15 protein-coding genes are annotated in these 19,780 nt (G+C 70.9%); 4 read left to right on the plus strand and 11 right to left on the minus strand.

From position 1 onward, the window contains the following. Positions 1-21: 21 nt before the first annotated feature. On the minus strand, positions 22-3,252 hold the full coding sequence (locus tag CYJ26_RS02180; protein WP_048685366.1) for a glycoside hydrolase family 2 TIM barrel-domain containing protein: 3,231 nt from the start codon (positions 3,250-3,252) through the stop codon (positions 22-24). Between the two features lie 27 nt (positions 3,253-3,279). On the opposite strand from CYJ26_RS02180, the gene rsmD reads away from it, so the two are divergent. Next, entirely contained in the window at positions 3,280-3,951 is a 672-nt protein-coding gene (gene rsmD / locus CYJ26_RS02185; protein ID WP_275043057.1) for a 16S rRNA (guanine(966)-N(2))-methyltransferase RsmD, read from the plus strand. A gap of 46 nt (positions 3,952-3,997) precedes the next feature. Here rsmD and CYJ26_RS02190 read toward each other — a convergent pair whose 3' ends face one another. The 3 genes from CYJ26_RS02190 to CYJ26_RS02200 all read right to left on the minus strand — a co-directional run bounded on the left by CYJ26_RS02190 (position 3,998) and on the right by CYJ26_RS02200 (position 9,184). Next, complete coding sequence (locus CYJ26_RS02190; RefSeq protein WP_052039749.1) at positions 3,998-4,765, minus strand: SPASM domain-containing protein; 768 nt, start codon at positions 4,763-4,765, stop codon at positions 3,998-4,000. Between the two features lie 127 nt (positions 4,766-4,892). Beyond that, positions 4,893-7,169, minus strand: coding sequence for an ATP-dependent DNA helicase RecG (locus tag CYJ26_RS02195; protein WP_101637850.1), 2,277 nt, complete (start codon positions 7,167-7,169; stop codon positions 4,893-4,895). 83 nt (positions 7,170-7,252) lie between these two features. Beyond that, positions 7,253-9,184 (minus strand): DAK2 domain-containing protein, encoded by a 1,932-nt coding sequence (locus CYJ26_RS02200; RefSeq protein ID WP_101637851.1) that lies wholly within the window; start codon positions 9,182-9,184, stop codon positions 7,253-7,255. A 231-nt stretch (positions 9,185-9,415) separates the two neighbouring features. On the opposite strand from CYJ26_RS02200, the gene rpmB reads away from it, so the two are divergent. After that, positions 9,416-9,607: a 50S ribosomal protein L28 gene (rpmB, locus tag CYJ26_RS02205; RefSeq protein ID WP_003785965.1), complete on the plus strand. Its 192-nt coding sequence runs from the start codon at positions 9,416-9,418 to the stop codon at positions 9,605-9,607. 402 nt (positions 9,608-10,009) lie between these two features. On the opposite strand, the gene CYJ26_RS02210 is transcribed toward rpmB, so the two are convergent. Both CYJ26_RS02210 and CYJ26_RS02215 read right to left on the minus strand, forming a co-directional pair. Beyond that, positions 10,010-11,122: a thiamine-phosphate kinase gene (locus tag CYJ26_RS02210; protein WP_101637852.1), complete on the minus strand. Its 1,113-nt coding sequence runs from the start codon at positions 11,120-11,122 to the stop codon at positions 10,010-10,012. A 122-nt stretch (positions 11,123-11,244) separates the two neighbouring features. Beyond that, the gene (locus CYJ26_RS02215; protein WP_006549460.1) at positions 11,245-12,459 is read right to left on the minus strand and encodes a D-alanine--D-alanine ligase family protein; all 1,215 of its coding nucleotides are present in this window, start codon (positions 12,457-12,459) and stop codon (positions 11,245-11,247) included. Positions 12,460-12,553: 94 nt separating this feature from the next. Between CYJ26_RS02215 and CYJ26_RS02220 the strand changes: the two genes are divergently transcribed. Continuing rightward, complete coding sequence (locus tag CYJ26_RS02220; protein WP_101637853.1) at positions 12,554-13,255, plus strand: AMIN-like domain-containing (lipo)protein; 702 nt, start codon at positions 12,554-12,556, stop codon at positions 13,253-13,255. A 70-nt stretch (positions 13,256-13,325) separates the two neighbouring features. Here CYJ26_RS02220 and CYJ26_RS02225 read toward each other — a convergent pair whose 3' ends face one another. From CYJ26_RS02225 to leuC, 5 genes are all read right to left on the minus strand, one after another. Then, entirely contained in the window at positions 13,326-14,351 is a 1,026-nt protein-coding gene (locus CYJ26_RS02225) for an NAD(P)H-dependent glycerol-3-phosphate dehydrogenase (protein WP_034236995.1), read from the minus strand. Next, positions 14,348-15,136: a lysophospholipid acyltransferase family protein gene (locus tag CYJ26_RS02230; RefSeq protein ID WP_034237022.1), complete on the minus strand. Its 789-nt coding sequence runs from the start codon at positions 15,134-15,136 to the stop codon at positions 14,348-14,350. Before CYJ26_RS02230 ends, CYJ26_RS02225 begins: the two co-directional genes overlap by 4 nt. Positions 15,137-15,213: 77 nt before the next feature. Next, the gene (gene murA, locus CYJ26_RS02235) at positions 15,214-16,536 is read right to left on the minus strand and encodes a UDP-N-acetylglucosamine 1-carboxyvinyltransferase (protein WP_034236994.1); all 1,323 of its coding nucleotides are present in this window, start codon (positions 16,534-16,536) and stop codon (positions 15,214-15,216) included. A gap of 235 nt (positions 16,537-16,771) precedes the next feature. Next, on the minus strand, positions 16,772-17,425 hold the full coding sequence (leuD, locus tag CYJ26_RS02240; protein ID WP_006549455.1) for a 3-isopropylmalate dehydratase small subunit: 654 nt from the start codon (positions 17,423-17,425) through the stop codon (positions 16,772-16,774). Positions 17,426-17,451: 26 nt separating this feature from the next. After that, a complete protein-coding gene (gene leuC, locus CYJ26_RS02245; RefSeq protein WP_006549454.1) occupies positions 17,452-18,873 on the minus strand; it encodes a 3-isopropylmalate dehydratase large subunit in 1,422 nt (473 codons plus the stop codon). An 82-nt stretch (positions 18,874-18,955) separates the two neighbouring features. Here leuC and CYJ26_RS02250 point away from each other — a divergent pair, with 82 nt between their 5' ends. Next, entirely contained in the window at positions 18,956-19,693 is a 738-nt protein-coding gene (locus CYJ26_RS02250) for an IclR family transcriptional regulator (RefSeq protein WP_101637854.1), read from the plus strand. Positions 19,694-19,780: the final 87 nt, after the last annotated feature.

The following is a 19,780-nucleotide window of genomic DNA, read 5'->3' on the forward strand; positions in this document are numbered from 1 at the left end:
GGCTCAACGATCGAGGCGTCCTCAGCCGCGCTGGACCCCGATCCAGGCGTCCAGGACCACCGTGCGCGCGGTAGCGGCGAACTGCGGGCGGGTGTCAGGGCCGCACGAGCGGGTGCCGATGCCGTGGTGCAGCCCGTCCAGGTGGAGCCACAGGTGCTCGTCCTTGTTCAACTCCTCCACGTGGTTGGCCGCGGTGAGGTTGTCCAGGTGCCAGGCAGACAGGGAGAAGGCAGGAGCCCCGTGCGTGAGCACCATGAGGCGCAGCGGCCCGGCCTCGTCCTGACCGGTGAGCCACAGGCTGCGCAGACCCGGGTGGGTGCCGCCCTCCTGGGGCCGTACCTGCATCTCCCACAGGTCCTCGATCTGCCCCTGGAACACGCCGTGGCGCGCTGCCAGGTCCATGTCCGCGTAGGAGGGTGCCGGACCTGTCCCCGACCAGGTGGCCTTCTCCAGCCCGGCCGGCAGCCCCAGGCGGATCCCCAGACGCGGCAGGACGCTAGGCAGGGGCCCCGAAGGCTCGATCGTGGTGCGCATACGCAGCCCGCCACGCTCGGCGGTGAACCGTGTGGTGACGTCCAGGCGCCACTGCCGGCTCGGTGCGCCCGCGCGCGAGCGGACGGTGACGGCGTCGTCGTCGATCTCAATGCCGCAGGACCGCTCGCGCAGCAGGTGCAGCCGGGCCTCGCGCCACCGGTCAGCCGAGGAGGGGGTGCCCCACGCGCCGCCGGTGGCGCTGCCGCCGCCCATGTTCTGCGGCGTGGGCGCCACGTCCCAGTACTCCACGGGGCCGTGGCCGTCGTCGTTGTCCGTGGGGGCGCGCCAGGCGCAGACCTCGGGCCCCACGATCTCGACGCCGCCCAGCTCCACCAGGCGGCCGAGGCTGTCCAGGCGTGCCTGGCCCAGCTCCACCGCCCCGCTCACCCGCCGCGCTCCCGGTTCGCTCACGCTCAGGCGGGTCGTGGCGGGAACCAGCGGTGCCAGCGAGGTCTCCCGCAGGTTCATCACTCGCAGGCCGTCCTCGGTGCTCTGGCCGATCTGTGGCAGCAGCACCGCTCCGGTGACGGGGTCCACCTGCCGCGGCGAGGTGGCCGGGATGCCTGCCACCACGGGGTCGAGGACCGCGGCCTGGACGTGCACCACGGCCTGCGGCTCCTCGCGCCGCAGACGCTCGATGGCCTCGCCCAGGCCCTCCACACGCAGCACGGTGGACTCGCCGGCAGCGAGCTCGGGCGCCTTGACCTGGCCGGTGACCACGGCCTGGCCGCTGTCCTCGGCCAGGACCTGGTAGGCAAGGGCCAGGCCCTGAGTGGTACGGGAGTGGAAACGGTTACGCAGCTCCACTGCTCCGGGATCGTCGGCGAGCGCGGTGGCCACCACCGGCGCCACGCTGGCGGCCCAGGCACGGGTGCCGGCGCTCGGCACGGAGTCGGCGGTAACCAGTCCGTCGCACACAAAGTTGCCGTCATGGACGTCCTCACCGAAGTCCCCTCCGTAACGCAGCGCGCCGCTGGCCTCAGGGCGAGGATCGATGAGCGCGTGGTCACGCCACTCCCACACGAAGCCGCCCAGGTGGCGCGGGTTGGGCTCAACCTGCTTGGTATAGCCCTCGGCACCTCCCGGGCCGGTGCCCATGGCGTGGAGGTACTCGCACATGACGTAGGGCAGGGTGCGTACATGGGCCGCCTGTCCGGGGCTGAGCCTGGAGGCAGGGATGCCAGACAGCGCCACCGGGCCGGTGCCGGCCGGGGAGGCGGGATCCCGCTCGACGACGGCGGCCACTTCCTCCAAGGTGGGGTACATCCGGGAGTGGACGTCGGTGTACTGGCCGGCGAAGTCAGCCTCGTAGTGGACCAGACGCTGGTGGTCACGCTCGTGGATCCACTGGCTCATGGCCGCCAGGTTGCGTCCCGTGCCGGACTCGTTGCCCAGCGACCAGAAGATGATGGAGGGGTGGTTCTTGTCCCGCTCGACCATGCGGCGGGCACGGTCGAGCAGGGCCTCGCGCCAGGCCGGCTCGTCAGCAGGATTGCCCTGCCAGCCGACGGCCTCGAAGCCGTGGGTCTCCAGGTCGCACTCGTCCATGACCCACAAGCCGATCTCGTCAGCCAGGTCCAGCAGGCGCGGGTGCGGGGCGTAGTGAGAGGTGCGGATGGCATTGACGTTGTGGGCCTTCATCAGAGCCAGATCCGCCCGGCTCCACTCCTCGTTGAAGACGCGTCCGCGGCTTGCCCCCACCTCGTGGCGGTTGACCCCGGCCAGAATGAGCCGCTGTCCGTTGACGCGCACCTGGCCGTCGACCACCTCGATGCGGCGGAAGCCCGTACGCAGTCGGACGGTCTCGCCGGTGGCACGGACATCCAGCTCGTACAGGCGCGGGATCTCGGCGCTCCAGGGCTCGACGGCGCCCGCCTCCAGGACCGCCAGCCCCGGACCCGTCAGGGTGGTGCTCACCCCGAGCTCGGGCAGGACGACCTCGGCGGGGAAGGCCGCGGCGGGGCCTGATACCTCGACCTCCAGGCGGCCGGTCCCGGTGGCGGGGTCGTAGTCCGGGCGCGCGTAGACGTCGTCGATGCGTCCGGCCGGGCGGTGGTGGAGGGTGACCTCCCGGAAGATGCCTGGCAGCCACCACTGGTCCTGGTCCTCGGCGTAGCTTCCGGGTGACCACTGGCTGACTCGGATCGCGATCTCGTTGCTGCCGGCTCGCAGCAGCCCTGTCACGTCCAGCTCGCTGGGCAGGCGGGAGCCCTGGGTGGTGCCGACCCAGGTGCCGTTGACCCACACCGAGGCGAAGGACTCCACCCCGTCCAGTCGCAGGACGTCGAGCCCTCCTTCCTCGCCCAGGCCCCAGCCGTCGGGGAGAACGAAGGTCCGCACGTGGTCCGCCGTCGGGTTCTCATCCGGCACGAAGGGCGGGTCCAGGGGGAAGGGGAACTGGACGTTGGTGTACCAGGGCAGGCCACGTTTCCCCTGGCCAGTGAGCACCCAGTGCGCCGGCAGCTCGATGGTGCTCCACGCTCCGAGCGTGGCGTCCTCAGTGTCGAAGGTGGGCTCGATACTCCGGCCGGCATCATCCACGCCCTCGGGGGCGGCCACCGGATGCAGGCGGAAGCTCCAGGTGCCCGATAGCTCCAGGCTGGGGCTGGAACGGCGTACCCATGCTCGCGGTACCAGGTGACGTCCCCGGCCTGGTCCAGGGGTGGTGGGAAGCATCCAGGGCGCGTCGTCATGGGCGGCGCAGGGCGCTGACGTCATTGTCTCCTCCTTGGCTGGTCAACGTGACTGAGCCTATCGGCTGACCGCGCTCGGCGTGGTCCAGGCGCGGCACCTGGCAGGCTCGCGACTCCACCGAGCTGTCATAGGCTTGCCGGCATGACGAGGATCGTGGCCGGGCTCGCCGGCGGACGCCGGCTGGAGGTTCCCCGCGCCGGAACGCGTCCTACCTCTGAGCGGGTGCGCGAGGCGCTGTTCGGCCGGCTGGAGCACTACGGGGTGGTCGACGGCGCCCGGGTCCTGGACCTGTTCGCCGGCTCCGGGGCGCTGGGGCTGGAGGCGGCCAGCCGCGGGGCCGGCGAGGTGGTGCTCGTCGACTCCGCACGCACAGCCACCCAAGTGTGTGAGAAGAACGTGCGCGCCCTGGGGATACGGGGCGTGCGAACGGTCACCGCCAAGGCAGCTACCTACGTGGCCGGCCCGGCCGGCGCGCCAGTGGACCTGGTGCTCATCGACCCTCCCTACGACCTCGACGAGGAGGGCGTGCGCGCGGTGCTGGAGCCCTTGACCCGCCGGGAGGACCCGTGGCTGGAAGCCAGCAGCGTCGTCGTCCTGGAACGCTCCACCCGTTCTCCTGAGCCCAGCTGGCCTGCGGGGATGCGCCGTTTCGCGGACAAGACCTACGGCGAGACGCGCGTGTGGTTCGCCGAGCTCGACGAGCCCGACCAGGAGAGCTCCTAGCCCGCGGAGCCCATACAGGCACCGATGAGCAAGGCAGTCACAACAGTCATCGTCCAGGCCCCTCCTCGGCAGCCGGATTGGCCGGCCCAGTGGCACGCATCTGCTCGCGCGTACGCGGGTCCATCAGCTCGGCAGGAGCGCGGCCTGCGCGCAGGAGCCTGGCCATGGCCTGCAGGTCAGGCAGGATGTGGCGGTAGAAGTGCTGATATCCCAGGCACAGGTAGTTGTGGCCGTCCTCGCCGTCGGCCGAGCGCTCAAAACGGTCCTTGGGACAGCCACCGTGACACAGCCCCACGACCGGGCACTGACGGCACTGCATCGTCAGCTCCGCGCGCTTCTTGCGGGAGAAACGGCGCATGACCGGGGTGGCGGCCAGCGCAGCGAAGGAGCTGTCCAGGACACTGCCCAGCCGCCGGTCCGGTTCCACCCAGTGGTCACAGGCGTAGACGTCGCCATTGAGCTCCATAGCAAGGTTGACCCCGTACTCGGGGACGTGGACGCACACCGGGTAGATGCCGAACAGGGCGGACAAGGCGGCGTCGAGGTCCTGGACGAAGACGCGGCCGATGTCCTGGCGGACCCACTCATCGAAGACCGCCGTCAGGAAGCGGCCGTAGCCCAGAGGGCTCACGCTTCGCGAGGTCACGGCGTCCCCGCTCTGGGTGTAGAGCAGCTCCTTGGACAGGAAGAAGCAGTACTGGCAGTCCAGGTTGCAGGCGGCGCCGGTGGGCTTGGTGACCACGGACAGGGGCAGGCGGGGTCGGAGCACCGGCCCCTGGGCCACCTGGTCCTGAGGAATGCCTGCGTGTGCCACGGTCCTCCTGCGTGAGCAGCGCCAGGACACGATCCTGTCCCCCGGCGTCCTTGTCGAGAAGTCCTCACCCTGTACCCAGTCTCACCCTCTCCCGCCAGGGGCACCGACCAGGGCTGCGGGCTGTGGCTCAGGCTCGCTCGAGGTAGGCCCGGGACTCCTCATCCAGGCGGTCAGCGATGGCTGCCGCCAGGTCACGGTGATCGGCCAGGTGCGGATCGGCACTGACCAGCGCCTCGGCCTCAGCCCGGGCTGAGGCAATGAGGGCGCCGTCGCGCGTCACGCGCAGCAGGTCCAGGTCACTGCGCCGGCCAGACTGGGCCGCCCCGAGCACGTTGCCTTCGCTGCGCAGCTCCAGGTCCGCCTCAGCCAGGCGGAAGCCGTCCATGGTCTGGGCGAAGGCGCGCAGCCGGTGGAAGGCGGGCGAGCCGACCTCGACGCCGGTGACCGCCACGCACAGCGACTCACGCTGGCCGCGGCCCACGCGTCCGCGCAGCTGGTGGAGCTGGGACAGGCCGAAGCGGTCAGCGTCCAGGATGACCATCATGGTGGCCTCAGGCACGTCCACGCCCACCTCGATGACGGTGGTGGACACCAGGACCGGTGCGCGTCCGCGAGCGAAGTCCGCCATCGCAGCGTCCTTGTCCGCCTGGCTCATGCGACCGGTCAGCGTGCCGATGCTGACCCCGGCCAGGGCCGGCTCGCCACGCAGTCGCTCCACCCAGTCCTCGACTGAGGCAAGCGGGCGCGCCGGCGCTTTCTCCTCATCCGCTGCCTCATCCCCTGTCCCGGGCACGGCAGCGAACAGCGGGACCGTACCGCCGCGCGAGGCGCTGGCCTGCGGGTCGTCAGCGCTGTCGCCCGGGTCCGCCTCACCGGCGTCGATGCGTGGGCACACCACGTAGACCCGCCCGCCCTGGGCCACTTCGCGGGCGGCACGCTGCCAGATGCCCTCCACCCAGCCGGTGCGTTCCCAGGGCACCAGGTGGGTAGCCACCGGGCTGCGTCCGGCAGGCAGCTCGTCCAGGACCGCGGTGTCCAGGTCCCCGAAGACCGTCATGGCGATGGTGCGGGGAATCGGGGTAGCAGTCATGACCAGCAGGTGGGGGGTGCGCAGCTGGCCGGTGTCCGGGTCACGCACGTTGCCTCGCTCGCGCAAGGCATCACGCTGGGCGACGCCGAAGCGGTGCTGCTCGTCGACGACGACCAGTCCCAGGAAGGGGATCTGGACGGTGTCTGACAGCAGGGCGTGCGTGCCTACCACGATCGCGCTCTCACCCCCAGCCAGCCTTGCCAGGATCTCCCGGCGCTGGGGCGTAGGGGTGGAACCGGTCAGGAGCAGGACCTGGGTGGCCTGGCTGGCGCCCCCCAGCATCCCGGCCCGGGCCAAGGGCCCCAGCAGCTGCTCCAAGGAGGAATGGTGCTGGGCGGCGAGGACCTCGGTCGGGGCAAGCAGGGCGGCCTGTCCCCCACCACCGACCACCTGAAGCATGGCCCGTAGAGCCACGAGGGTCTTACCGCTACCGACGTCCCCCTGGAGCAGGGTCTGCATCGGGACCGTTGAGGCCAGTGCCTCCTCCAGTTCACGCCCCACCCGCTCCTGGCCGCGGGTCAGGGTGTAAGGAAGGCTGGCGTCCAGGCTGGCTCGCAGGGACCCGGCACCCGGACGCGGCCAGGCCACGGCGGCATGGGTGGCCTCATGGGCGGCGCGACGCTGGACCAGAGCGCTCTGGAGGACGAAGGCCTCCTCGTAGCGCAGGCGCTTGCGGGCCGCGCGCCACTGCTCGGCGTCCTCAGGCGTGTGGACCCAGCGCCAGGCGGTCAGGGCGCCAACGAGGTCGTGGGCCTGGCGGACCTCAGGCGGCAGGGGCTCCGGGACGTCCTGCTCGGTGAGCTGGTCAAGCACCGTGCGCACAGCCTTGGCCACCCGCCACGACGGCAGGGACTCGGTGGCGGGGTAAATCGGCATCGGTCGCGCCAGCAGCTCGGCGCGCTCGGCCTCGTCCAGCTCGTCCAGGACCTGGAAGCGAGGGCTGGCCAGCTGGCGGTGACCGCGGCGTATACCGACCTTGCCTGACAGCAGGACGGTGGTCCCCGGCGAGAACTGCTCGGCGTAGTGAGCCATGAGCCCGGCGGCGCCGAAGAAGACCACGTCCATCTTGGAGGCGCCGTCGGTGACCAGCGCCTCCATGAGGGCAGGCGGGCGGCCTCCGCGCGCGCGACGAGCGGCTGAGCGCATGACCTGGGCCTGGACGGTGACCTGCTCACCCTCAACCAGGCTCGACAGGTCCGTCAGGTCCCCCCAGGTGTCATAGCGTCGCGGCAGCAGGCGCAGCAGGTCGCCGGCGGTCTCCACGCCCTGGCGGCCCAGCTGCTCGGCCGTGCGCTTGCCCAGCAGCTTGTCCACGGGCGTGGCCAGGAGCGGACGAGACCCGAGCGGAGTAGGGGCGGAGGATGTGGAGGAGACAGGGACGGACACGGTGGTAGGTGCTACTCGACGGCGATGAGGACATCTGGGGCGACCTGGCCGCCGGCATGGACGACGACCTCGATAGCCTCGGCCGAGCCGGTCAGGGTCTCAGCCCGCTGGGCGACGGCGGTGGCCGCCAGTGAGCCGACGTCCGGCAGGGCGTCACGGCCCAGGATAACGGTGACCAACTCGTCGTCGCCGCGCAGCAGACTGGCGACGGCGAAGGCGACGGACTCGGCCTCGGCCTGGGCACCGTCGAAGGCCAGGGTGTGCATATGCGCACCTGCCAGGCTCGCGCGACGGGCCAGCTCGGTCAGGCTGGTGCTCTCCGGCGTCGTCACGCCGGTTCCCCCAGGCCCACCCGGTACAGAACCAGCCACGGCCACCGCTGCAGCCAGGGCACGAGCCTCGTCGTCGGTATCGGCCACCAGCAGCTGAGGGCTGTTGAGGCCCTGGCCCGGCACGGGGTCGACCTGGGCGGCCAGGCGCGCCCCCGTCGGACCCGAGACGACCGAGGGCACAGCCCGGGCAGCCAGGTAACGAGCCGCCTCGTGGGCCGCGGCTGCGCCGTCGTCGTCGCAGGGAAGGACGAGGACCTGAGCCAGGCCCAGGTCACCCACGGCCCTGACGATGCCCTCGCGCTCGGGATCGAGGACGACGACGGCGCCGGTGCGGGCCAGCTGCTCAATGAGGCCCGGGGCTCGGGTGCAGGCGATGACGCCTACGCGCTCCTGGGGACGCGGCAAGGGGGCTCCACCTTGGGACGGGTGAGCACGCAGACCTGCCTCGCGCTCAGCCTCGCGGCGTTGACGCCTGGCAGCCAGGCGCTCCAGGGAGATGACGTTGCTGGCCTGCGCCTGGGCGGGGTGGGCGAAGGCCAGCGGCGGCTCGGCTGCGTCCCAGCCCCCGGCCAGCGCCATGGTGGTCGGGGTCAGGTGGTGGATGCACACCTGGCGGGCACGCCCACCGCGAGGCAGCGCCGCGCGCGGGGTGTCCGTATGGACGTGGACCTGGTAGAGCCCCACTCCCAGGGCGTCCGGGGTGCCGACCACGCCCACGCTGTCTCCCACGGCCTCCAGCTGGCGGCGCAGGGCAGCGGCCTGCGAGGCGGTGGCCTCCAGCAGGTACATGACCTCGAACTCCCCGGTCGAGGCGTCGGGCGAGGCCTGGGCGTCGTAGAGGTGACCGTGAGGCGTGCCGGAGCTGGCCAGGTCAATGAGCATCTGGTGGGCTACCCGCGTATAGGTCGCCTCTGACGCCGTCCCCGAGACTCCCGTGGTCACAGAGCCTGCGGCCTGCGCCTGCTCTCCCAGGCAGTCGGACAGTGCCGTCAGCAGCAGCATGAGGGCAGCTCCTCCGGCGTCGACCGGGCCGTGCCCCATTCCTGCGGTCTCGACCACGGACTCCTGAGCGCCCAGGGCCGCCGCGGCCGCGATGTCCGCCACCGTCGCCGGGTGTGCGGCATCGGCGTCCTGGAGGGTCTGGCGTGCCGTGCTCGCAGCATCGCGGGCCACCGTCAGCAGCGTCCCGGTCACCGGCCGTGAGACCGCCGCCCAGGTGGTGGAGGCGATGCGCTCGTAGGCGTGCACCAGCTCCACCGGCCGCAGCCCGCTCGGGTCCGGAGCCTGCGCGACCTCGTCCGCCAGGGCGGACAGCGCCTGGGAGACCAGGAGTCCGGAGTTGCCGCGGGCGCCGCGCACGGCCCCGTCAGCGGCAGCCCGGGAGACCTGGGCGGCGTCAGCTCCTGCCGGCAGCAGCCTGAGCGCCTCGACCGCCGAGCGCAGGGTGAGGGCGACGTTCGTTCCCGTGTCAGAGTCAGGGACGGGGAAGACGTTGAGAGAGTCGACCAGGCTGCGGGTGGCCTCGGCAGTGTCCCTGGCCAGGGAGAACCAGGTGCGCAGGGCCTCGGCGTCCACGCTCTGGGGGGTCAGGCGTGCGCCGTCGTCCTTCACCTCGTCCTCCTTGCGTGCCGTGGGATACCCTCAAGGCTACCTGCCTGAGGCGGTTGGCTGCGCCAGCCAGGTGGCACGGTTGTGCCTCAGCCCACGCTGGATGCGCTTGGGAGCGGGCCCCGAAGTTCGATACAGTGTCCGGGTTGCCCGAGGGAGCACTCCCCGGGCGGTGGACCTAGCGCCGGACGACGAGTCCGAGCGTTGAAGCATTGAAGATTCAGGAGTGAGACCGTGGCTGCTGTGTGCGACGTCTGCGGCAAGGGCCCCATCTTCGGCAAGAGCGTCTCGCACTCCCACGTGCGGACCAACCGCCGGTGGAACCCCAACATCCAGCGAGTGCGTGCTCTCGTGAACGGCGCCCCCAAGCGCCTGAACGTGTGCACCTCCTGCCTCAAGGCCGGCAAGGTCACGCGCAACATCTGAGCGCAGCCTGCCGATCTGGCGCTGGAAGGCCGTCACCCTCGGGTGGCGGCCTTCGTCGTGCCTGGCGGGCCCTGGGGGGGGGATGGCGCCTGGGGGGGGGCGGCGGTCTGCGAGCCGCACTTGGGGGGCGGTTGCGGGCTCGAGGCTGGGCTATCAGGCGCCCTACGCCCATTGGAACGGCCCTACGCAGATGAGTGCGCCTTGACGCCACGCATACGTGCGTCCCAAGCCTCGTCAGGCACGTTCTCGTCGCGTACCGACGCACGCATCCGCCGCAGCACGTTCCAACCGCCCGAGCGCAGGCCTATACGACCTCCTCAGGTCCGCAAGCGCGATCTCAGCACCCCAGAAAAAGACTCAAGCCCACTCCCCAGTTGCAACCACAACGAAAGAGCCACCCACTCAGCCGGCGAAGTGGTCCCAGCCCAGCGCGCCCGTCCACGGCCGTCCCCCGACGAGGACTCCCGGCGCCGACTGCCCGGTAGGCTCACCGACTTCGAGCACGCGCCCGATGACGCGCACCCCCTCGGGCAGGATCGCGTCAGCCGGCACGCAGGCGAGCATGCCGTGGTCCTCTCCCCCGGTCAGCACCCACTGGCGCGCGAGCCTCGCCGCACCGCCAGGCTCCCCCTGACCGCGAGCCTCCAGCACCACCTGCGCCACAGGCTCCAGTGCCGCGGCCGCCCGACCCAGCACCGTGCGCGGGTCCTCAGGATCGTCCAGGTCGACGACGACGCCGCTGGCCGCCGCGATCCGTCCACAGTCGCGCAGCAGGGAGTCCGAGACGTCCATCATCGCGTGGGCACCAGTCTCCGCGAGCGCGGGCCCAGCCTGAATCGGCGGCGCCGGCGCGAGGAAACGCTCCACGCAGCGGCGGATGAGTCCCGCCTCCTTGGCACCCGCACCGGCCCCACCTCCGAGGCGAGCGGCGCGATCGCCGTCCTCCGTCCAAGGTGCCTCACAGCCTCCGTGACAGCCCGGCGCCGCTCCGGCCTCCAGCAGCGCCAGCCCTGCCGCGCTCAGGCCCAGGTCGCCGGCGTGGACCACGAGGTCCCCGGCCCGTGCCCCGCTGCGCAGGACCGGCTCACGGCCCTCCAAGTCCCCGTGGACGGTGACGGCAATGACGATGCTCTCCCCCGCGCTCAGGTCCCCACCGACGACGCCGGCCCCAGCCTTGCGGCACTCCTCACCCAGGCCCCGGGCCAGTCCCTCCACCCAGGACACAGGAGTGTCGCCTGGCAGGACGAGGCTGACCACGAGGGCTACCGACCGCGCTCCCATGGCAGCGGCGTCGGCGAGGTTCTGGGCAGCCGCGCGTCGCCCGACCTGCTCAGGGCCCGACCAGTCGGTGCGGAAGTGGTGGCCCTCCACGAGGACGTCGGTGGAGACCACGTAGCGCCCGTCGGGTGCCGCGAGCACCGCACAGTCGTCCCCGTTGCCCACCACCTGGACGGGGCTGGCCGGCAGCAACGGCGTGATCACGGCCAGCAGGCCCGCCTCCCCCAGCTCGGCCACCGTGGCAGGCGAGGCCAGCGAGCCTCCTGGTCGCGCCGTCGTCGTGCCGCGGTGACCGGCCCGGGATCCCGTCCTGCCCACGTCTGCCTGTCTCTCCGTGCCGCCCGCGCGCGTCGCCTCGCTCAGCGGTTGACGCTGCGCGGGCGTTCCAGCGCCAGCTCAATGAGCTCGCTGACCAGGTCCGTGTAGCTCAGGCCAGACACCTGCCACATGTAGGGGTACATGGAGAAGGGAGTGAACCCGGGCATCGTGTTCACCTCATTGACCACAGCCTCCCCGCGCGGGGTGAGGAAGAAGTCCACGCGCATGAGGCCCTCCCCGCCTAGCGCCTCGAAAGCGCGGGCCGCCGTCTCCTTGAGCAGCTCGGACTCCTGGTGGCTCACGCGCGCCGGGCAGACCATCTGGACGGCGTCGTGAGCCAGGTACTTGGTCTCGTAGTCGTAGAACTCCCCGGCCCCGTGGGAGGCGTCCATGACGATCTCGCCGGGCTCGGCCACGCGTGGGGCGGCGCCGTGGTGACCGTCCAGGACGGCGACCTCCACCTCCCGGCCCTCGACGCCGGACTCGACCAGCACCTTGGGGTCGACCTCGCGTGCCGCCTCGATGGCCGCGGGCAGGTCCTCCCGGCGTTCGACCTTGGTGATGCCCAGCGAGCTGCCGGCTCGGGCGGGCTTGACGAAGAGCGGGTAGGTCAGGGCCTCACAGGCGTCCAGGATGAGCTCACGCTCACTGTCCCAACGGTGGGGGTGGACCACTACATGCTGGGCGGTCGGGATCCCGGCGGCATTGAGCAGCACCTTGGTGACCTGCTTATCCATGCCGGCGGCCGAGGCGAGCACGCCGCATCCCACGTAGGGGATGTCCAGCATCTCCAGCATGCCCTGGATGGTGCCGTCCTCACCGTAGGGGCCGTGCAACAGGGGCAGGACGACGTCGACCTCGCCCAGCACCTTGGGGCCGGTGGGGGTGACGGCGGTGAAGGCTCCCCCGCCCAGTCGCATCGCGAGCTCGCCGCGCCCCAGGCCCTCGGCCGTGATCTCGACCGGCGGGCGGGACTCGTCCAGGGCCAGGGCGGCTGGGTCGTCGTCAACCAGCAGCCACTGCCCGTCCAGGGTGATGCCCACCGGCAGGACGTCAAAGCGATCACGGTCGATCGCGGACAGGACCCCGGCCGCGGTGGCGCAGGAGATCGTGTGCTCACCGCTGCGGCCCCCAAAGACGACGGCGACGCGCGGCTTGCGTGCGACGCCGGCCTCGCTGGCCGTGCCCGGCTCGGTCCCGGGCGAAGCGGTCAGGGGTCGGCTGGTGGCGGTCTCAGGCGCGTTCGTGGACGACATGGCCGCAACGCTACCGCCTTGGCTGACTGCTTCCGTGACGCCGTGCCCGTACCCTGGTGGAAGCCAAGCCCGTCCACATCCTCAGGAGGACCCGATGACGACCTCGTCTCGCACTGGCGTACGCGGCGCTCACGGCACCACAGACCTCACACGCCGCGGGGTGCTCGCTGGCGGGCTCGGCGCGGTCCTGGCAGGTGCTCTGGCCGCCTGCGGCTCGACGTCGGGGGCCGGGTCAGCCGCGTCCTCGCCTTCGCCGTCGGTGTCCTCCCCGGCTGCTTCAGCGACGCCGTCGGCTTCCGCCTCAGCCGAGGCCACGAGCCAGGCCTTGACCGCGCAGGAGTCTGCCCAGGACCCTGAGGCTGCCTGGACCGAGGGGCACTCCGAGTCGGAGCCCAGCGGCGAGGCGGGTGTGGAGACGGCCCTGCGCACGGGAGTCCACGAGGGCTATGACCGGGTGGTCGTCCAGACCTCGGGCACCGGCACGATCGGCTGGTTCGCTGACGTCGTCGATGAGGCCTCGACCCAGGGCAAGGGCGATCCCCTCAGCCTGGAGGGCAGCCACCTCATCCGCGTTTACGGCCGCGGCACCCAGATGCCCATGACCGAGCAGGACCAGCAGATCGACTACGACGGCCCCGCCCTGGTCAACGCCGGTGGCACGGCCCTCAAGCAGGTCTACCTGGACCGGACCTTTGAGGACCAGTTCCAGCTGGTGCTGGGCACGGAGTCGACCCAGTACCGGGTCTTCACGCTCTCTGAGCCCTCCCGCCTGGTCATCGACGTCCGCCAGCCCTGATCAGGAGACCTGCCCGGGGTACCCCGACGGCGCAGGACCAGGCCTGCGGCGGTAGACGGGCGAGAGATGCTCAGGCCTGCGGCGTGGCGTGGACGCCCTCAGCCTTGCGCGGGCGAGCGAGCAAGGCGTCAGTGACCTCGGGAACCGTCGCGGACCCCTCCACCACGGCCACCACGCCGGCGGTGATCGGCATCTCGACGCCGTGCGCCTCAGCCAGGTCCAGCACAGCGCGAGCCGACTTGGCCCCCTCAGCCACGCCACGTGAGGCAGCCGAGGCCTCGGCCACGCTCATGCCCTCCCCCAGCCGGCGCCCGAAGGTCTGGTTGCGTGACAGCGGAGAGGAGCAGGTGGCCACGAGGTCTCCCATGCCCGCCAGCCCCGCGAAGGTCTCCGGCGCCGCACCCAGCGCGAGCCCGAGCCGTGTGATCTCCACCAGTCCCCGGGTGATGATCGTGGCCTTGGAGTTGTCCCCCATACCCCGTCCAGCCGCGATTCCCACGGCCAGGGCGATGACGTTCTTGACCGCCCCACACAGCTCCACACCGAGCACGTCGGTGTTGGTGTAGGGCCGGAAGGTCGCGGTCGCGCAGGCGCCCGCCACCGCCGTCGCCACCTGCGGATCACGTGCGGCCACCACCGTGGCCGTGGGCTGGCCTGCCGCGATCTCATCGGCCAGGTTCGGCCCGGAGACGACGGCGATACGCCCCTCCTCCAGCTCCAGCGCCTGGCCGAGGACCTGGCTCATGCGCAGCCCGGTTCCCAGCTCAATGCCCTTCATCAGTGACACGGCCACGGCTCCGGGCGCGAGAGCGCCGGCCAAGGGCGCGAGTACCTGGCGCGAGACCTGCGAGGGCACCGCGACGACGACGATCCCCGCGCCGTCCACGGCCTCCCCCAGGTCCGTGGTGGCGCTGATCCCGGCCGGTAGCGGCGTACCGGGAAGATAGCGGGCATTGGTACCCGCGTTGATCTCATCGGCCAGCTCAGCCCGACGCGCCCAGATCGTCGTCGGGGTGCCGGCACTGGCCAGCAGGCAGGCGTAGGTGGTTCCCCAGGCGCCTGAGCCGATCACGGCGGCACGCGAGAAGCCGCTCATGCCTGAGCCTCGCCGTCGCCCTCCTGCCCGGGCAGTGGATCGGGGCGACGCGTGCCGCGCTTGTCCCGGCCGTGCTTGTTCTTGCCCGGGTTGCCGTCATAGTGAAGGTCATAGGGGCGTGGGGCTTTGAGCCCGCGCAGATCCTCCACGATCGCGGTGATGCGGCGCATGATCTCAGCCGTCGCCTCACGCACGGCGTCGCGGTCCGTGGTGTCGGAGCCAAAGGCCTCCAGGGTGAAGGGCTCACCGATGCTCACGCGCACGTCCTTGCGTGGGAAGGGGTGGAAGCCTCCGCCCTCGAAGGAGTCAAGGATGTCCTGCGGACCCCACTGTCCCATGGGCAGGACGGGGACACCGGTGGCCATCGCCAAGCGGGCCGCACCCGTCTTGCCGGTCATCGGCCACTGAAGGGGGTCGCGCGAGAGCGTACCCTCAGGGAAAACCATGATGGCGTCCCCGGCACGCAGGCGCCGCTCGGCCTCCACCAGAGCGTTGCCCGCCTTGTCCGTGCCGCGGTAGACCGGGATCTGGCCACCGGCCTTGAAGACGTGACCCAGCACCGGGATCTCGAACAGGCTGGACTTCGCCAGGGAGTAGACCGGGACGTCAGCATCCACCAGCGCGCGCATGGCCGTCAGCGAGTCCAGCTCGGACAAGTGGTTGGCCACCGCCACGAACCCGCCCGAGCGCGGGATGTTCTCCAGCCCCGTCACCTGCTGGCGCGAGACGGCCTTGAGGAAGGGGATGATCACCCCTCGCGCGGCGAAGCGGTAGAAGGGCGTTATGGTGCGGTGCTGAGTCGAAGCCACACCGCGACTCTACTGGGAGGCACCACTCAGGGTGCGCAGGCGCCGCCGCTCGCTCAGGCCAGACGGGTGACGTCCGCCTCCAGCGCGGCGAGCTTGCTCATGAAGTGCTCGTAGCCACGGTCGATGAGGTTGATGCCCTCGACCCGGCTCGTGCCCTCGGCCGCCAGGGCGGCAATGAGGTGGGAGAAACCGCCGCGCAGGTCAGGCACCTCAATATCCGCCCCGTGCAGGGGCGAGGGACCGGAGATCACGGCGGAGTGGTAGAAGTTGCGCTGCCCGAAGCGGCAGGCCGAGCCCCCCAGGCACTCGCGGTAGACCTGGATCGTGGCGCCCATCTTGCGCAGCGCCGAGGTGAAGCCGAAGCGGTTCTCGTACACCGTCTCATGCACGATGGACAGACCGTCCGCCTGAGTCAGGGCCACCACCAGCGGCTGCTGCCAGTCGGTCATGAAGCCAGGATGAACGTTGGTCTCCACCACCAGCGACTTCAGGTCACCACCCGGGTGCCAGAAGCGGATGCCGTCGTCACGCACGTCAAAGGCGCCGCCGACCTTGCGGTAGACGTTCAAGAAGGTGGTCATGTCCGACTGGTGAGCGCCGCGTACGAACACGTCGCCGTGGGTCGCCAGGGCCGCCGAAGCCCAGGAGGCGGCCTCAATGCGATCGGGCAGGGCGGTGTGGGTGTAGCCCACCAGCTCGTCCACGCCCTCGATGTGGATGGTGCGATCGGTGTCCACGGAGATGATGGCGCCCATCTTCTGTAGCACGTCCACCAGGTCCATGATCTCGGGCTCGATCGCGGCCCCGCGCAGCTCCGTCAGTCCCTCGGCGCGCACCGCGGTGAGCAGGGTCTGCTCGGTGGCACCTACCGAGGGGTAGGGCAGGTCGATCACTGTGCCGTGCAGCCCGTGCGGGGCCGTGAGCCGGATACCCATCGCCTGCTTGTCCACCACCGCGCCGAAGCTGCGCAGGATGTTCAGGTGGTAGTCGATGGGGCGGTCTCCGATGCGGCACCCGCCCAGGTCCGGGATGAAGGCCTCCCCCAGTCGGTGCAGAAGCGGGCCGCAGAAGAGGATCGGAATGCGCGAGGACCCGGCGTGGGCGTCGATGTCCGCCATATGGGCGCTCTCGACGCTGGAGGAGTCCAGGGACAGGATCCCCTCGGTCTGGTCGTAGTCAATGGAGACCCCGTGCAGGCTCAGCAGCCCGGAGACCACGTCCACGTCACGGATGAGGGGCACGTTGCGCAGCACCGAAGGGGTACGCCCCAGCAGCGCCGCCACCATGGCCTTGGGTACGAGGTTCTTTGCGCCGCGCACCGTGATCTCGCCGCGCAGTGGGCGGCCACCGTGGACCTGCAGCAGTCCGTCGACCATCGTCAACCTCCGTCACCTCAAGCGGGGCCCGAGGCGCGTGGGGGTGCGGCCGGGCACGGTCGCCCCAGGATAGTGGCACGCAGGCCGCGCGCGACGTGAGGTGCGCGACGGCGTCGCTCAGCGCGCAATTCTTGCGTGAGCGACGACGGCGGTGCCGCCTTCCGGAGGGGGCGGTACCGCCGTCGTCGTGTGGTCCGGGAGGGCCTGCAGGTGGGCTGGGTGCGCCCACTGCGGCTCAGGCCTGCGGCATGTCCGCGGCGCGCGCCGGAACGACCTGTGCCTCAGGCAGGTGGCGCGCCGGCAGCGTGCGCGGCTTGAAGGAGGGACGCGCGGCCTCGTAGGCGGCGATCTCGTCCTCGTGCTGGAGGGTCAGCGAGATGTCGTCCAGGCCCTCCATCAGGGTCCAGCGCACGTAGTCGTCGATCTGGAAGGTGGTACGGAAACCACCTGCGGCCACCGTGCGCTGCTCCAGGTCCACGCTCACCTCGGTGCCGGGCTCGGTCTCCAGGATCTTCCACAGCTGCTCGGCGTCCTCCTGGGAGATGACGCCAGCCACCAGACCCTGCTTGCCAGCGTTGCCACGGAAGATGTCCGCGAAGCGCGGGGCGAGCACCACCTTGAAGCCATAGTCCTTCAGCGCCCACACGGCGTGCTCGCGCGAGGAGCCGGTGCCGAAGTCCGGGCCGGCCACGAGCACGCTGGCACGCTTGTAGGCCTCCTGGTTGAGGATGAAGTCGGACTCGTTCGCCCGCCAGGAGGCGAACAGGGCGTCCTCGAAGCCGGTGCGGGTGACGCGCTTGAGGTACACGGCGGGGATGATCTGGTCGGTGTCGACGGCGCTGCGACGCAGCGGTGCCCCGATACCGGTGTGGCGGATGAACTTCTCCATGAGTGTCTCCTTGGGTCTCGGGGCGGTCAGGCCGCGGTGGTCAGGGCAGGAAGGTCCGCAGGCGTGGACAGCGTGCCGCGCACCGCGGTGGCCGCGGCGACCACGGGCGAGACCAGGTGCGTGCGGCCGCCCTTGCCCTGGCGTCCCTCGAAGTTGCGGTTGGAGGTCGAGGCCGAGCGCTCGCCGGGGGCCAGCTTGTCCGGGTTCATAGCCAGGCACATCGAGCAGCCGGCGTTGCGCCACTCTGCGCCGAAGTCCTTGAAGACCTGGTCCAGGCCCTCCTCCTCAGCCTGCAGGCGGATACGGGCGGAGGCAGGAACCACGAGCATGCGCACTCCTGGGGCCTTGGTGCGTCCACGCACCACCTCGGCAGCGGCCCGCAGGTCCTCGATGCGGCCGTTGGTGCACGATCCCAGGAACACCGTGTCCACGTGGATCTCACGCAGCGGCGTGCCCGGACGCAGGTCCATGTACTCCAGGGCCCGCTCAGCCGCGCGGCGCTCGGTTTCGTCGGCGATCTGCTCGGGGTCGGGGACCGTGGCCGAGATCGGCAGGCCCTGGCCGGGGTTCGTGCCCCAGGTGACAAAGGGCTCGATGTCCTCGGCCTCAAGCACGACCTCGGTGTCGAAGACGGCGTCCTCATCGGTGCGCAGGGAGCTCCAGCAGGCCACGGCGGCGTCCCAGTCCTCCCCCTGCGGCGCGTGGGGGCGGCCCTGGAGGTAGTCGAAGGTGGTCTGGTCCGGCGCGATCATGCCGGCGCGCGCCCCGGCCTCAATACTCATGTTGCAGATCGTCATGCGTGCCTCCATCGAGAGCTTCTCGATGGCGCTGCCGCGGTACTCGATGACGTGGCCCTGGGCACCGTTGGTGCCGATCTTGGCGATGATGGCCAGGATGATGTCCTTGGCCCCGGATCCGGCGGGCAGCTCGCCGTCGATGCGCACGCTCATCGTCTGGAACGGCTTCATCTGCAGGGTCTGGGTGGCCAGGACGTGCTCGACCTGGCTGGTGCCGATGCCAAAGGCCAGCGCCCCGAAAGCGCCGTGGGTGGACGTGTGGGAGTCGCCGCACACCACCGTCATGCCAGGCTGGGTCAGGCCCAGCTGTGGGCCGACGGCGTGGACGATGCCCTGGTCAGCATCCCCCAGGGAGTGCAGGCGTACCCCGAACTCCGCACAGTTGCGGCGTAGGGTCTCGATCTGGGTACGGCTGGTCAGGTCCGCGATCGGCAGGTCGATGTCCAGGGTGGGGGTGTTGTGGTCCTCGGTGGCCAGCGTGAGATCAGGACGGCGTACCTGACGGCCGGCCAGGCGCAGTCCCTCAAAGGCCTGTGGGCTGGTGACCTCGTGGACCAGGTGAAGGTCGATATACAGCAGGTCCGGGGCGCCGTCGGCTCCCTGGGACACGACGTGGTCCTGCCACACCTTCTCAGCGAGGGTCTTTCCCATCGCGACACTTCCTTTCACGAGGTTTCTGACTGCATGAAACCTTAACTTGAAATCTCACCCCTTGGGATGGCAGTATCAGATTATGGACGCATCGATTGAGGAGAGCAGCAGCGGCGTCGGCGTCATTGACAAGGCGGCGCTGGTGATGAGTGCGTTGGAGGCCGGCCCGGCCACCCTGGCGCAGCTCGTGACCTCCACACACCTGGCCCGACCGACGGCTCACCGCATCGCGGTGGCCCTGGAGTACCACCGCCTGGTCGCGCGCGACTCACAGGGGCGCTTCATCCTGGGCCCGAGGCTGAGCGAGCTCGCCTCAGCCGCTGGTGAGGACCACCTGCTCGCTGCCGCCGGACCCGTGCTCGCGGCACTGCGGGACAAGACGCACGAGTCCGCCCAGCTCTACCGCCGCCAGGGCGACGTGCGCATCTGTGTGGCCAACGCCGAGCGTCCGATCGGCCTGCGTGACTCCATCCCTGTGGGTGCCACCATGTCTATGCTCGGCGGATCCGGAGCACAGATCCTCCTGGCATGGGAGGAGCCGGACCGCCTGCACCGCGGGCTGGCCGGGGCCCGCTTCAACGCCACCATGCTCTCGGCGGTCCGACGCCGGGGCTGGGCCCAGTCCGTGGGCGAGCGCGAGCCCGGGGTCGCCTCGGTCTCCGCGCCGGTACGCGGGGCCAGCGGCAAGGTGATCGCGGCGATCTCCATCTCCGGCCCCATCGAGCGGATGGGCCGCCAGCCCGGACGCGTCCACGGCCCGGTGGTGATGGCCGCCGCCCGGCGCCTGTCCGAGGTGCTGCGCAGCGCCGACGAGGGCTGAGGCTGCACGGCTGCAGGGGTTGCAGGCACAGGTCAGCGCCCGCAGCCTCTCGCCTTGACCCGCTGCGCCCGCCACCACAGGATCCGC

Origin of the sequence: Actinomyces urogenitalis, assembly GCF_002861525.1 — a bacterium.
GTDB lineage: Bacteria > Actinomycetota > Actinomycetes > Actinomycetales > Actinomycetaceae > Actinomyces > Actinomyces urogenitalis.

Excerpts from the sequence above, each read along its gene's own strand:
- CYJ26_RS02220 (WP_101637853.1), top strand. The coding sequence starts at position 12,554 with ATGACGACCTCGTCTCGCACTGGCGTACGCGGCGCTCACGGCACCACA.
- murA (WP_034236994.1), bottom strand. The coding sequence starts at position 16,536 with ATGGTCGACGGACTGCTGCAGGTCCACGGTGGCCGCCCACTGCGCGGC.
- CYJ26_RS02180 (WP_048685366.1), bottom strand. The coding sequence starts at position 3,252 with ATGACGTCAGCGCCCTGCGCCGCCCATGACGACGCGCCCTGGATGCTT.
- CYJ26_RS02250 (WP_101637854.1), top strand. The coding sequence starts at position 18,956 with ATGGACGCATCGATTGAGGAGAGCAGCAGCGGCGTCGGCGTCATTGAC.
- leuC (WP_006549454.1), bottom strand. The coding sequence starts at position 18,873 with ATGGGAAAGACCCTCGCTGAGAAGGTGTGGCAGGACCACGTCGTGTCC.
- leuD (WP_006549455.1), bottom strand. The coding sequence starts at position 17,425 with ATGGAGAAGTTCATCCGCCACACCGGTATCGGGGCACCGCTGCGTCGC.
- CYJ26_RS02225 (WP_034236995.1), bottom strand. The coding sequence starts at position 14,351 with ATGAGCGGCTTCTCGCGTGCCGCCGTGATCGGCTCAGGCGCCTGGGGA.
- CYJ26_RS02215 (WP_006549460.1), bottom strand. The coding sequence starts at position 12,459 with ATGTCGTCCACGAACGCGCCTGAGACCGCCACCAGCCGACCCCTGACC.